We start from the raw sequence: 12180 nt of genomic DNA, 5'->3' as shown, positions 1-12180 counted from the left end.
TCTCAAGCGTGCTGGTGCGGAGCCTAGCGCTCCGCACCGGACAGGTCCATACCACCCGCGGGAGGCGGCGGGGAACGGAAGGGCATCGCATCAAGTGGGCAGTGCCGCCAGCCAGTTGGTCAGGATCCGGTTGACCTCGGCGGGACGCTCCTGCTGGATCCAGTGGCCGCAGCCCTCCAGGAGGTGGGAGGAGACCAGCCCGGGGAGCGTGACGGGGTAGGCGTCGATGGCGTCCTTCAGCCAGGTGGTGGAGGCGTCCAGGAGGCCGCCCGCGAAGAGTGACGGCTGGGTGATCGGGGCGCCGTCCTGGGCGGCCAGGTCCTCCCAGTCGCGATCCATGTTGCGGTACCGGTTCAGCGCCCCCGTCAGACCGGTCCGCTCGAACTCCCCGGCGTAGACGTCGAGATCGTCCTCGCCGAGCCAGGCGGGCGACGGCCCGGTGGGGAAGCGGTCGCGCAGCGTGCCGCCGGGGCCGACGAAGTGCGGGTCCGGGGCGCCCGGCGCGGGCATCGTGTCGCCGGACAGGGCGGCGTAGAACCCGGCGAGCCAGCCGCGCACGTCGGGTTCGATCTCGGCCTCGGCCCGGCCGGGACGCTGGAAGTAGGAGACGTAGAACTCCTCGTCGCCGCCCATCCCGGCGAAGATGTCGCTGGGCCGGGGGCCGCCGCGCGGGGTGTAGGGGACGCTGAGCAGTCCCACCGCGCGGAAGACGTCCGGCCGCAGCAGCGCGGAGTTCGCGGCGATGGTCGCGCCCCAGTCATGGCCGACGATCACCGCGGACTCCTCGCCCAGCGCGTGCACGACCCGCGCGTTGTCCGCCACCAGATCGAGCATCCGGTAGGCGGCCGGGTCGTCGGGGCGGGAGGAACGTCCGTAGCCGCGGACGTCGATGGCCACCGCGCGGTATCCGGCCGCGGCCAGCGCGGGCAGTTGGTGGCGCCAGGAGTACCAGCTCTCCGGGAAGCCGTGCACCAGCAGGACCAGCGGCCCGGTTCCCTGCTCCACCAGATGGATCCGGCCCGCTGGCGAGGTGACCAGGCGGTGGGTGAAATCCTTGACGTGCGCTTGCATGGGTCCTCCGAGTGCGTGGGTCGGGCTTGCTCACCGACGATCATGCTGCGGGGGTTCCGGCGAGGACGAACATCTTTGCCGATCCGGCAAAACGCCGTCGGGAGTGTGGTGGGCGGGGGCGGAGAGTCGTGCTTCGTTGGGCGCGGAGTGGGGTGGGCGGGGGCGGAGAGTCGTACTTCGTTGGGCGCGGAGTGGGGCGGGCGGGGGCGGAGAGTCGTACTTCGTTGGGCGCGGAGTGGGGCGGGCGGGGGCGGACAGTCGTACTCCGTACGGCGCACACCGCTTCGGCGGCTGACAGTGAGGAGTCGCGGTGCGAGCACGGACACGGCCGCAGAGCGCGGGGAGCGAGCCCGAACGGCCGCAGGACGGGACGGACCCGCGGCGCTGGAAGGCGCTGTGGGTGACGCTGGTGGCGGGCTTCATGAGCCTGCTGGACGTCACCATCGTCGCCGTCGCCCTGCCGACGATGCAGAAGGACCTGCACGCCTCGGCACCGGCCATCCAGTGGGTCGTCTCCGGCTACGCCCTCGCCTTCGCCCTGGTCCTGGTCACCGCGGGCCGCCTCGGCGACGCGATCGGCCGCCGCCGGATCTTCCTGCTGGCCCTGGGCGGCTTCGTGCTGTGCAGCGCGGCGGCGGGCGCGGCCCCCGGCATCGGCACGCTCATCGCCGCGCGGATCGCCCAGGGGGTGTGCGCCGGTTGCCTGGCCCCGCAGAACTCCGCCCTCATCCAGCAGATGTTCCGCGGCGGCGAGCGCGGCCGGGCCTTCGGGCTGTTCGGCGCCACCGTCGGCATCTCCAGCGCGGTCGGCCCCGTCACCGGCGGACTGATCCTCGCCGTGGCCAGCGGTCCCGAGGGCTGGCGCTGGATCTTCTACGTCAATGTCCCCGTCGGCGTGGTCGCGCTGGTCCTCGGCCTGCGCCTGCTGCCCCGCGCCCACCCCGCCGGAGGACAGCGCCTCGACCTGCCCGGCGTGGCCCTGCTCGGCACCGGCGTCCTCGCCCTCATGCTGCCCCTGGTGCTCGCGGAGTCCGGCGGGGTGGGCACGGTGTGGTGGCTGTTCCTCGTCGGCCTGGCGCTGCTCGCGGCGTTCGCCCGCTGGGAGCGCCGGGTGGCCACCCGCGACGGACAGCCGCTGCTCGACCCGCGGCTGCTCACCGAGACGCGCGGATACGCGACCGGGGCCGCGATCGCCACCCTGTACTTCGTGGGGTTCAGCGGGGTCTGGCTCGTCTTCGCCCTCTTCTTCCAGAACGGCCTCGGCTATGCGCCGCTGCGCTCCGGCCTCGCGGTGACGCCGTTCGCGGCGGGCTCGGCGCTGGCCGCGTTCGTGGCCGGACGGCTGGTGGAGCGGCTCGGGCGGCTGCTGACGGTGTGCGGGCTGGTCGCCGTGGCCGTCGGCCTCGGCGGGGCGGCGCTGGTGCTGCACTGGGCGCCCGCCGACCTCGCGACCTGGCTGCCCGCGCCCCTGCTGTTCCTCGGCGGCGTCGGCAGCGGCTGCGTCATCTCGCCGAACGTCACCATGACCCTGCGCCATGTGCCGGTGCGCATGGCAGGTGCCGCGGGCGGCGCGCTCCAGACCGGGCAGCGCATCGGCGGCGCCATCGGTACGGCCGCCCTGCCCGGCCTCTTCTACCTGGTGCTCGCCGAGGACCACGACGGCTACCGGGCCGCGGTCACCGTCGCCGTGATGTGCGGTGTCCTGCCGGTGCTGGCCGCGCTCTGGCTCGCCGTGCGGGACTGGCGAAGGCACCGCAGGGACACCCGGCGGCGCTGCCCCGAGGACATGTCGCACAGTCCCGTGCACGCGGGGCAGAGCTGACCCGAGGCCCCGCACTGGGCTGACCGGGCGGTTTCGGGGAAGGTTGTCGGAAGAGGACGCCGCCGCGAGGGGAGAGGGGGGAACCGATGCTCAAGGTGCGTACGCACCGCCGTCAGGCCTGGGCGGCCCGGACGGCGCTGGCGGCTGCCGCCGCGGCCCTCCTGCTGCCGCTGGTCGAGGGCGGCATCGCCGGACTGCTGCTGCTCCTGCTGGGCCTCGCGGGACTCGCCGTCACCTTCGCCGCGCTGTGGTGGACGCTGTCCCACCGTGGCGCCGTGCGCATGGCGGCGGCCTTCCTGGCCCTGCTCATCCCCGTCACCGTGATCACCCTCTTCGCGCGGGCCAACCTCCTGTGGGTCGTCATGCTCTCCGCGCTGCTGTGGTGCGCGGCGGTGTGGAGCGGCCGGTACGCGCTGCGCACCACCGGCCTGCGCCGCAGCCGCGCCAAGGAGTACCGCACCCCGCCCCCGCGCCGCCCCTTCGTCCTGCTCAACCCGCTCTCCGGCGGCGGAAAGGTGGAGCGGTTCGCACTCCGGGAGAAGGCCGAGCGGCTCGGCGCCCGCGTCGTGCTGCTCGACCCGGGCGAGCCGCAGGACGTGGTCGCGCTGGCCCGGGCCGCCGTGGCGGACGGCGCCGACCTGCTCGGCGTCGGCGGCGGCGACGGGACACAGGCGCAGGTCGCCGCCGTCGCCGCCGAGCACGGGCTGCCGTTCATGGTGATCTCGGCCGGTACCCGCAACCACTTCGCCATGGACCTCGGCCTCGACCGCGACGACCCCGCCGCCTGCCTGGACGCGCTCACCGACGGGGTCGAGGTCCGCGTGGACCTGTGCTTCGCCGGTGACCTCCCCTTCGTCAACAACGCCTCCTTCGGGGTGTACGGGGCGGTGGTGCAGAGCCCCGGCTACCGCGCCGACAAGGTCGGCACGGCCCTGGAACTGCTGCCCGACCTGCTCTCCCGGCAGCGCGGCCCACGGCTCACCGCCCGGGTGGGCCGGGCCACGTTCAGCGAACCGCACGCCGTCCTGGTCAGCAACAACCCCTACCGCATGGACGACCCCTTCGGCTTCGGCCGCCGGGCGCGCCTGGACTCCGGACGGTTCGGCGTCGTCGCGGTGAAGGTCGACAGCGCGGTGGACGCCGCCGAACTCCTCCTGGACCCGAGGGGCTTCGCCACCACCACCTCCCACGAGGTGGTCATCCACGCCGACGCGCCCGAGGTGGAGGCGGGGCTCGACGGTGAGCCCGTGACCCTGCCCACCCCCGTCCGCTGCCGCATCGAACGCCGCGCCCTGCGCGTCCGCCTCCCCCGCGACCGGCCCGGCATCCCCGAACCGCCGCCCCGGCTGGACTGGCGCCGACTGCGCAAACTGGCGGCGGCGGTGGGGCGTACGGCGGCGCCGGGACGCTTCGGGGGCGGGGCGACGTAGCACAGCGCGCTTCCGTCACCCCGGGGGTCACGCGCGCCCCCGGCCAGGGCTCCCTCGTCAGGGGAGCGCGGCGACCACCGTGACCTCGAGGAGGTACTCCGGCGCGAACAGCGCGGACACGCCCACCAGCGTGCTCGCGGGCGCCGCCGAGACACCGGCCCGCAGCGGTCCGAAGATCGCGGGCAACAACCGCGGGGTGTAGTCGACGACGTAGACGGTCTCCTCGACGATGTCGTCGCGGGTGGCGCCGACCGCGGCGAGCACGGCGTCGAGGTTACGGGCGATCTGTGCCGCCTGGGCCCCGTGGTCGCCGCGCCCCACGGGTCGTCCCCGCGCGTCCCAGGCGACCTGCCCGGAGAGATGCGCGAGCCGGGTGCCCTCGACGGTGACGACCTGGCTGATCTGGTCGGACGGGGTGTGCACGGACGGTGGACTGAGGCGGTGCACCGGCATGGTCGGCTCCTTTCAGGAGGGCGTGCCCGCCCAGGCGGTCAGTGCCCGGGCCCGCTCGTCGCCGCGCGTGCCGCCGTCGGTGGCACGGGTGGCCCACGCGACATGGCCGTCGGGGCGTACGAGGACCTCGGTCACCCCGTCGAGGTCCGGGTGCTCGTCGTGGGTGCCGACGGTGACGGCCGTGACCCGCGAGCCCCAGCCCGCGTCGACGGCCTTCCGGAGTGCCGGGTCGCCCGCCAGCGAGAGCAGCACGAAGCGGCCCGGGGCGAGCAGTTCGTACACCCGCTTGGCCTCCGCGTCGGCGGCGACCAGCCCGACATCGGGCATACGCCGCCCCACCAGCGGATCGGCGCCGGGGGCCGTCGGCGGATAGCAGGTGCCGAGCGCGGAGACCCGACCGGCGAGCAGGCGGTTGACCTCCGCCATGCCCAGCAACTCGTCGAGGAGTTCGCGCAGGGCCGCGGCCGGGCGCTCGTAGCGCGCGACGAGCGTCAGCTCCACCAGCAGGGTCTGGACCTCGGTGTTCCCGGTCACGGACCGGCCGACCGGGCGGCGCTCCCCGTCGTAGCTGTCCAGCAGTCCGGGCGGGGCCCAGCCGTTGGCCACGGCGGCCAGCTTCCATCCCAGGTTCATGGCGTCCTGGAGCCCGGTGTTGAGGCCCTGGCCCGCCGCGGGGAAGTGGATGTGGGCGGCGTCGCCCGCCAGCAGGACGCGTCCCGAACGGTAGCTGTCCGCGAGCCGGGTGGCATTGCCGAAGCGCGACAGCCAGCGGGGCTCGGCCACCCCGCAGTCGGAGCCGGTGACGCGGGTGAGCGACGTACGGAACTCCTCCAGGGTCACGGGCTCCGCGGCCGGTACCCGTATCCGCTCCGGATCCAGGCAGACGAACCGGGTGAGCCCGCCCTCCAGCGGCGCGATGATCACGCCACGGGCCCGTGCCGCCTCCAGCGCGCCGGGCTGCGGGTCGACGACCCCGAAGTCCCCGAGCACCCCGGTCAGGGTTTCGTCGGTGCCGGGGAAGCCGATCCCCGCGGCCTGCCGCACCACACTGCGCCCGCCGTCGCACCCGACCGCGTAACGGGCGCGCACGGTTTCGGTGCCGCCCTCGGGGGTGCGCACCTCCACCTCGACCCCGTCGGCGTCCTGGCTCACGCCGAGGGTCTCGTGTCCCCGGCTGATCTCCACCCCCAGCTCGTGCGCCCGTGCTTCCAGGACCGCCTCGGTGCGCTCCTGGGCCAGGAAGAGGGTGTAGCCGTGCCGGGAGTCGAGGGTGCCGAAGTCCAGTTGCGTGGGCAGCCCCGCGAAGTGCCAGCTCGGCACGGTGCGGCCGAGCGGGAGGAACCGGTCGAGGATCCCCCGCTGGTCCATCAGTTCCACGCTGCGCGCGTGCAGGCTCAGCGCCCGCGAATCGCGCTGCCGTTCGGTGCGGCGCTCCAGGATGCGGGTCCCTACGCCCGCCAGTGCCAGCTCGCAGGCGAGCATCAGCCCGGTCGGGCCCGCGCCCACGACGATGACGTCGGTGTTCATCGGAGATGACCTCCTCTATTTAGTGAACGATGTTCACGTGAACGCTGTTCACTATAGTGGGGCCCATGAGTTCTCCGTCAAGCCCGACCAGGGGCCGACCCGCCCGGCTCGACCAGGCCCGTACCGTCCAGACCGCCCTAGACCTGCTGAACGAGTCCGGTCTCGACGCGCTGACCATGCGCAGGCTCGCCGATGCGATGGGGGTGCAGGCCGGTGCGCTGTACCGCTACTTCGCGACCAAGCAGGACCTGCTCACCGCGATGGCCGAGCGCATGGTCGGCGGCGTCGCCGACGCGGCGGGGCCGGAGGGGGACGGCGACTGGAGCGAGCGGGTGGCGCGCCTCGCCCGCGCGCTGCGGGCGGCCCTGCTCGCCCATCGCGACGGCGCGCGCGTCTTCGCCGGTACACACGCGACCGGCCCGAACACCCTGGGCTTCGCGGACAGCCTCATGGGCGTGCTGCGCGCGGCGGGCTTCGGTGGCGCCGAAGCGGCGCGGGCGCTCTACGCGGTGGCCAACTTCACCGTGGGCCACACCCTGGAGGAACAGGCCGCCCTGCGGCCCGGTGACGGGGGGCCCACCGGTGCGGAGGCCCTGCGCGAGGCGGTGGCGGAAGGGGCGTATCCGCATCTCGCCGCCGCCCTGCCGGTGCTCAGCGGTACGGACTTCACGGCGCACTTCGAGTTCGGGCTGCGGCTGCTCCTGGACGGACTGCGGGCCGCCCGGCGGTGAGCCGGGCGGCGGTGGCTCCCCGCTGGGTCAGCGGCCGAGCGGCACCGAATCCCGCACGACCTGGGCGAAGTTGGCCACCAGGCGCCGCGCCACCCGGCGCGCGGTGGGCTCCGCGGCCGTGGCGGCCGTGCGCAGCGCGACCGCGTCGACCCCCGACTCGGCCAGCGCGGCCTCGTCCCAGTCGGCCAGCCGTTCGGCACCGACCTCGGGGTGGAACTGCACGCCCCAGGCCCGCTCGCCCACCCGGAACGCCTGCACCGGGCAGTCCGCGCTCCGCGCCAGATGGACGGCGCCGGGCGGCAGTGCGGTGATCTGGTCGCGGTGGTTCTGGATGACGGGGAACGACTCCGGAACCCCGGCCAGCAGGGGATCGCGCGCGGCCTCGGGACGCCGTACGACCGTGCAGGACCCGCGTTCCGGCCGCCCGTGCGCGCCGGTCACCGCGCCGCCGGTGGCCACCGCCAGCACCTGGGCGCCGAGGCAGATGCCGAGCAACGGCACGCCGTGAGCGGCGCATTGCCGGGCCAGGCCGCGCTGGGCGGGCAGCCAGGGCACGTCCGCGTCGGCGTCGGGCAGGAAGCCGCCGCCCAGCAGCACCACGGCGGCGAAACCGGCCGGGTCGGAGGGCGCCGACCGTCCGGGCAGCTCCGTCGGGACCAGTCCCTCGTCGCGCAGCCAGGGCACCAGTCGGCCGGGACCGCTGCGCGGGGCGTTGCGCACCAACAGGACGTTCATCGTTGCATCAGCCATGCGCCCCACATCATCAGAGCCCGCTGTCCTGGGCAACGCCACTCGTCGAAGCCGATGGTGTCCGCAAAGCGGACGGTCGTGACCGGATACAGCTCTTGACCATCCGTCCACATCTGGCTGAACATCAGGCGCGCACTTCGCACCTCCGACGCACAGCAGTCGGCGTACCGCACTCGCACCGCTCTGGCACCACCGTTCCAGGCACCGCTCGAACCCCACATGTTCGAGATCCCCACCGACGAGAAAGTGCGGCCCCCACATGACCTCTTCGACCTCCCGAAGACTGCCCCGAACCACCTCGAGACGCGCCACCGCCGTGGCCGTGCTGGTCCTCGCGGGCCTGCTCGCGGCCCCGACGGCCACCTCCTCAGCCGCCCCGGCGGCGCTCGCGGCCCCGGACATCCCGCTGGCCAACGTCAAGGCGCACCTCACCCAGTTCCAGTCGATAGCCAACGCCAACGGCGGCAACCGCGCCCACGGCCGCACCGGCTACCGGGCCTCCCTCGACTACGTGAAGGCCAAGCTGGACGCGGCCGGATTCACCACCACCGTCCAGCAGTTCACCTCCTCCGGCAGCACCGGCTACAACCTCATCGCCGACTGGCCCGGCGGCGACCCGAACCAGGTGCTCATGGCCGGTGCGCACCTCGACTCGGTCAGCTCCGGCGCGGGCATCAACGACAACGGCTCGGGCTCCGCCGCCGTACTCGAGACCGCCCTCGCCGTCTCCCGCGCCCAGCTCCAGCCCACCAAGCACCTGCGCTTCGCCTGGTGGGGCGCGGAGGAGCTGGGGCTCGTCGGCTCCAAGTACTACGTCAACAACCTCCCGGCCACCGAGCGCGCGAAGATCTCCGGCTACGTCAACCTGGACATGGTCGGCTCCCCGAACCCCGGCTACTTCGTCTACGACGACGACCCGGCGATCGAGAAGGTCTTCAAGGACTGGTACACCGGCATCGGGGTGCCGACCGAGATCGAGACCGAGGGCGACGGCCGCTCCGACCACGCCTCCTTCAAGAACGTCGGCATACCGGTCGGCGGCCTGTTCACCGGCGCCAGCCGCACCAAGACGTCGGCGCAGGCGGCCAAGTGGGGCGGCACGGCCGGGCAGGCCTTCGACCGCTGCTACCACTCCTCCTGCGACACCACCTCGAACATCAACGACACCGCCCTGGACCGCAACAGCGACGCCCTCGCGCACGCCGTCTGGACCCTGGGCACCGGCGATCCGCTGCCGCCGGGCGAGGTGTACGAGACCACCGCCGACGTCGCCATCCCCGACAACGGCGCCGCCGTCACCTCCTCCCTCGCCGTCTCCGGCCGCACCGGCAACGCCCCGGCGGCGCTCAGGGTCGGGGTGGACATCAAGCACACCTGGCGCGGTGACCTCGTCGTCGACCTGCTGGCGCCGGACGGCACGGCCTACCGGCTGAAGAACTCCAGCAGTTCGGACTCCGCTGACAACGTCATCGCCACGTACACGGTCGACGCGTCGAGCGAGTCGGCGAGCGGCACCTGGCGGCTGCGCGTGCAGGACGTCGCGGCGCAGGACACGGGTTACATCGACAGCTGGAAGCTGACCTTCTGACGGCAGGTCAGGACCGGGCGCGGAGGCGCGGGCCGATGTCAGTGCCATGGTGAAGACTGCGGTCAAGCGAGATCAACTCCGGCCGGACCGGGTAGGCGGTCTCGAAATCCCTCGTGGAAAGGCCGCTGGTGAACTCCCGCTCCTCCGCCCCGGTCAGCCGGACCGCCGCCGACGTCCTGCGCATCGTCTCCGACCCCGGCACGCCGGTCTTCGTCACGGTCCACGAGGGCGGTCGCCGCAGATACGGCTACTGGCGGCCGTTGGGTTCCACCCCTGGGCAGGGCGCCTGTTACGTCGCCCTGCCCACCGCCGTGTGCGACGAGCTGTACGCCGCGCACCGGATCGTGCTCGGCGAGCCCCTCGTCGATCCGGCCAAGACCACCTACCGGGTCCGGACCGCCCGCCCGGCCGGCGCGGTCACGGTCAGGCGGGCGGCGACGCTGGCCGCGTGAGGGGCGGGACGCGGCCGGTCAGCCGAGGCCGAGGGTGCTCATGGTCTGCTGGGCCATGCGTGACTCGCCCAGGGCGTTGGGGTGGACGGGCACGAGGCTGGTGCCGAACAGCAGCGGCTCGATCCACCGGGTGCCGCTGGGCTTGCAGGCGTCATGGCCCTCTGACACCTGTGCGAAGTCCACGAAGGTGGCGCCGGTCTCCCGGGCCGCCCGCTCGACGACCGCGTTCAGATGTGCCTGGATGCCGCGCAGGTAGGACACGTCGCCCGAGGCGACCGGCAGTTTGACGAAGCAGGACGGATCGAAGGCAGGCGGCATGATCCAGGGGTAACCCAGCGCCGCCACACGGGCGTTCGGGGCCTTGGCCATGACACTGCGCAGGGCGGCCTTGAGCGCGGGATAGGTGTTCGCCTCGATCTGGTCGTCGAAGGTGGTGCCGTGCCTGTCCTTGCAGGGGCTGCCCTTGCCCCCGCTGAGCAGGCCCGCGGTACCGCAGGCGGTCAGGGCGTTGATGAAGGTGCCGTTGTCGTTGCCGCCGATCGTCAGCGTCACCAGCTGGGTGTCCGCACGGAGCGCCGCGACCTGGGGCGGGACGCCCGGGTACTGGGCCTCGGTGAAGTCCTTGGTCTGGGCGGCGCCGCAGGTGACGTCGGTCAGCCGGGCGCCGGTTCTGGAGGCGATGACGCGCGGGTAGTTCGCGAGGGACCGCAGGCACAGCGGTGAGCTGAGGTCCACGGGCAGCACTCCGCTACCGGCGCTGTAACTGTCGCCGAGGGCGACGTAGTCGAGGGCCGTGGCGCTGGCGTTGGCCTGGGCGGTGGGGGCGGTGAGGCCGAGGGTCACCGCACTCAGCGCGGTGATTGACGCGAGCATGACACTACGGACATCGCGGATGCTGCGGGGCAACTTCATCGGCGGGTGCTCTCTTCTCGTCGTCGACAGGGCGGCTCACGGCGGAAGGTGCCCGTGGTCCGGTGTGGGGTTACCGAGGGGTTTTACTCATAGGTAATGTGCGGTCGCCCGAACGGCACGTCAACATTGTTGACGGAACTTCTCAAGGCGGGGTCAAGGGCGGGGCAAGGCGGCGGCGGACCTGCCTGCGGGCCACCCACGAGACCCTCTTCGCCGAACCCCTGCGCGCCCGGCTGACCGGCCCCGACGCCGACCTGCGCGCCCGGCTGACCGGCCCCGACGCCGACCTCCGCGCCCGGCTGGCGGGGCGCCCTGGCCGGTGGGCTGCGCTACGCCCTGTGGGTGGCCAGGGGCGAGGGCCTGCACCGCGCCGACCGCAAGGAACGCGTCGTCCGCTACGGCGCGCTGCTCCAGGACGTGCTGACGCCGAGGCCCTAGCGGCGGGCGGAGGCCCCCGTTGGGCCGTCGGAGGGTTACCGGCCGGTCGTCGCCCACTCAATACCGCGACTGCGCGTGAGTATGTGCCACGGTCCCGGTGTGATGATCATGTCGAACGATGAACGCGTAGCGCGCCCCCGAGTCCGTGCGCGCCGCGGTCCGCGGACCGCCCTGGCGGCACTGGCCGTCACCGTGACCCTCACCACCACCGGCGCGGCGGCCCAGCCGTCCGCCCCCCTCGGCCCCGACTGGGACGCCATCGCCGCCTGCGAGTCCAGTGGCAACTGGAGGGCCAACACCGGGAACGGCTACTACGGCGGACTGCAGTTCACCATGCGCAGCTGGGTCGCGGCCGGAGGCCTCCGGTTCGCCGCGCGCGCGGATCTGGCCACCCGCAAACAGCAGATCGCCGTGGCGAAGCGGCTGGCCAGGATCCAGGGCATGGGCGCCTGGGGCTGCGCCTGAGGCAAGGAGCCCCGAACCGCGAACGGCCCGGCCCCACGGGATGTGGAGCCGGGCCGTACGACCGGGAGCCCGAGGCGTCAGCCCTGGCGGGCCTTGAAGCGCGGGTTCTTCTTGTTGATCACGTAGGTCACACCCCGGCGACGCACCACCTGCGCCCCCGGCACGGACTTCAGCGAGCGCAGCGACTTGCGCACCTTCATGACCGTGCACCTCCTTGCGAACGCTGGGTTCAGCGGCTCTCGCGGAACGGGACGTGCGTCCCGGCCACGGGGTCGTACTTGCGCAGGACCAGCCGGTCGGGGTCGTTGAGCCGGTTCTTGCGCGTCACGTAGGTGACACCCGTCCCGGCCGTCGACCGCAGGGTGACGACGGGCCGCACTGTGCTGCGGGCCATGGGTTCCTCCTTCCACCGGCACCACGGGTTCCAGGTCCTCGTTCACTGACCCGTGCATGCCAGCCACGCCTCCGTCAACACACACCCCCACCGCCGCATTCCCGACACCCGGACGGCCCCACGTACGATCACCGGGTCCCACGCCCG

At 73.2% G+C, this 12180-nt stretch carries 13 protein-coding genes; 6 read left to right on the top strand and 7 right to left on the bottom strand.

Translation table 11 applies throughout. The features are described 5' to 3' along the window. Positions 1–90: 90 nt before the first annotated feature. Entirely contained in the window at positions 91–1071 is a 981-nt protein-coding gene (locus ACFVQG_RS31850; RefSeq protein WP_383390062.1) for an alpha/beta fold hydrolase, read from the bottom strand. Positions 1072–1381: 310 nt separating this feature from the next. Here ACFVQG_RS31850 and ACFVQG_RS31845 point away from each other — a divergent pair, with 310 nt between their 5' ends. Next, a complete protein-coding gene (locus tag ACFVQG_RS31845; RefSeq protein ID WP_383390059.1) occupies positions 1382–2893 on the top strand; it encodes an MFS transporter in 1512 nt (503 codons plus the stop codon). A gap of 86 nt (positions 2894–2979) precedes the next feature. Beyond that, positions 2980–4323: a diacylglycerol/lipid kinase family protein gene (locus tag ACFVQG_RS31840; RefSeq protein ID WP_383390057.1), complete on the top strand. Its 1344-nt coding sequence runs from the start codon at positions 2980–2982 to the stop codon at positions 4321–4323. 57 nt (positions 4324–4380) lie between these two features. On the opposite strand, the gene ACFVQG_RS31835 is transcribed toward ACFVQG_RS31840, so the two are convergent. Next, on the bottom strand, positions 4381–4776 hold the full coding sequence (locus tag ACFVQG_RS31835) for a RidA family protein (RefSeq protein WP_383390056.1): 396 nt from the start codon (positions 4774–4776) through the stop codon (positions 4381–4383). A gap of 12 nt (positions 4777–4788) precedes the next feature. Beyond that, positions 4789–6303, bottom strand: a complete 1515-nt coding sequence (locus ACFVQG_RS31830) for a monooxygenase (RefSeq protein WP_383390054.1) — start codon at positions 6301–6303, stop codon at positions 4789–4791. Positions 6304–6368: 65 nt separating this feature from the next. Here ACFVQG_RS31830 and ACFVQG_RS31825 point away from each other — a divergent pair, with 65 nt between their 5' ends. Next, positions 6369–7034: a TetR/AcrR family transcriptional regulator gene (locus tag ACFVQG_RS31825; RefSeq protein ID WP_383390052.1), complete on the top strand. Its 666-nt coding sequence runs from the start codon at positions 6369–6371 to the stop codon at positions 7032–7034. A gap of 27 nt (positions 7035–7061) precedes the next feature. Here the strand turns inward: ACFVQG_RS31825 and ACFVQG_RS31820 are convergent, their stop codons facing one another. After that, positions 7062–7784, bottom strand: a complete 723-nt coding sequence (locus ACFVQG_RS31820) for a type 1 glutamine amidotransferase (RefSeq protein ID WP_383390049.1) — start codon at positions 7782–7784, stop codon at positions 7062–7064. Between the two features lie 259 nt (positions 7785–8043). Here ACFVQG_RS31820 and ACFVQG_RS31815 point away from each other — a divergent pair, with 259 nt between their 5' ends. Both ACFVQG_RS31815 and ACFVQG_RS31810 read left to right on the top strand, forming a co-directional pair. Beyond that, a complete protein-coding gene (locus ACFVQG_RS31815; protein WP_383390048.1) occupies positions 8044–9372 on the top strand; it encodes a M28 family metallopeptidase in 1329 nt (442 codons plus the stop codon). A gap of 128 nt (positions 9373–9500) precedes the next feature. Continuing rightward, on the top strand, positions 9501–9824 hold the full coding sequence (locus ACFVQG_RS31810) for a hypothetical protein (protein WP_383390045.1): 324 nt from the start codon (positions 9501–9503) through the stop codon (positions 9822–9824). 18 nt (positions 9825–9842) lie between these two features. Here ACFVQG_RS31810 and ACFVQG_RS31805 read toward each other — a convergent pair whose 3' ends face one another. Beyond that, positions 9843–10697 carry an SGNH/GDSL hydrolase family protein gene (locus ACFVQG_RS31805; protein WP_383390043.1) on the bottom strand — a complete coding sequence of 285 codons (855 nt, stop codon included), beginning with the start codon at positions 10695–10697 and terminating at the stop codon, positions 9843–9845. A gap of 585 nt (positions 10698–11282) precedes the next feature. On the opposite strand from ACFVQG_RS31805, the gene ACFVQG_RS31800 reads away from it, so the two are divergent. After that, on the top strand, positions 11283–11639 hold the full coding sequence (locus ACFVQG_RS31800) for a transglycosylase family protein (RefSeq protein ID WP_383390040.1): 357 nt from the start codon (positions 11283–11285) through the stop codon (positions 11637–11639). 77 nt (positions 11640–11716) lie between these two features. Here ACFVQG_RS31800 and ykgO read toward each other — a convergent pair whose 3' ends face one another. Next, positions 11717–11839, bottom strand: coding sequence for a type B 50S ribosomal protein L36 (gene ykgO / locus ACFVQG_RS31795; protein WP_383390037.1), 123 nt, complete (start codon positions 11837–11839; stop codon positions 11717–11719). A 29-nt stretch (positions 11840–11868) separates the two neighbouring features. Further along, entirely contained in the window at positions 11869–12033 is a 165-nt protein-coding gene (gene rpmG, locus ACFVQG_RS31790; RefSeq protein ID WP_383390035.1) for a 50S ribosomal protein L33, read from the bottom strand. Positions 12034–12180: the final 147 nt, after the last annotated feature.

Origin of the sequence: Streptomyces sp. NPDC057877 (genome assembly GCF_042796855.1) — a bacterium.
GTDB lineage: Bacteria > Actinomycetota > Actinomycetes > Streptomycetales > Streptomycetaceae > Streptomyces.
The sequence above is the reverse complement of the archived record's forward strand: the minus strand, read 5'-3'. Positions and strand labels throughout refer to the sequence as shown.

Bases quoted from the DNA above. Each gene is read 5' to 3' on its own strand.
- ACFVQG_RS31850 (WP_383390062.1), bottom strand. From the start codon at position 1,071: ATGCAAGCGCACGTCAAGGATTTCACCCACCGCCTGGTCACCTCGCCA.
- ACFVQG_RS31840 (WP_383390057.1), top strand. From the start codon at position 2,980: ATGCTCAAGGTGCGTACGCACCGCCGTCAGGCCTGGGCGGCCCGGACG.
- ACFVQG_RS31835 (WP_383390056.1), bottom strand. From the start codon at position 4,776: ATGCCGGTGCACCGCCTCAGTCCACCGTCCGTGCACACCCCGTCCGAC.
- ACFVQG_RS31830 (WP_383390054.1), bottom strand. From the start codon at position 6,303: ATGAACACCGACGTCATCGTCGTGGGCGCGGGCCCGACCGGGCTGATG.
- ACFVQG_RS31825 (WP_383390052.1), top strand. From the start codon at position 6,369: ATGAGTTCTCCGTCAAGCCCGACCAGGGGCCGACCCGCCCGGCTCGAC.
- ACFVQG_RS31820 (WP_383390049.1), bottom strand. From the start codon at position 7,784: ATGGCTGATGCAACGATGAACGTCCTGTTGGTGCGCAACGCCCCGCGC.
- ACFVQG_RS31815 (WP_383390048.1), top strand. From the start codon at position 8,044: ATGACCTCTTCGACCTCCCGAAGACTGCCCCGAACCACCTCGAGACGC.
- ACFVQG_RS31805 (WP_383390043.1), bottom strand. From the start codon at position 10,697: ATGCTCGCGTCAATCACCGCGCTGAGTGCGGTGACCCTCGGCCTCACC.
- ACFVQG_RS31800 (WP_383390040.1), top strand. From the start codon at position 11,283: ATGTCGAACGATGAACGCGTAGCGCGCCCCCGAGTCCGTGCGCGCCGC.
- ykgO (WP_383390037.1), bottom strand. From the start codon at position 11,839: ATGAAGGTGCGCAAGTCGCTGCGCTCGCTGAAGTCCGTGCCGGGGGCG.
- rpmG (WP_383390035.1), bottom strand. From the start codon at position 12,033: ATGGCCCGCAGCACAGTGCGGCCCGTCGTCACCCTGCGGTCGACGGCC.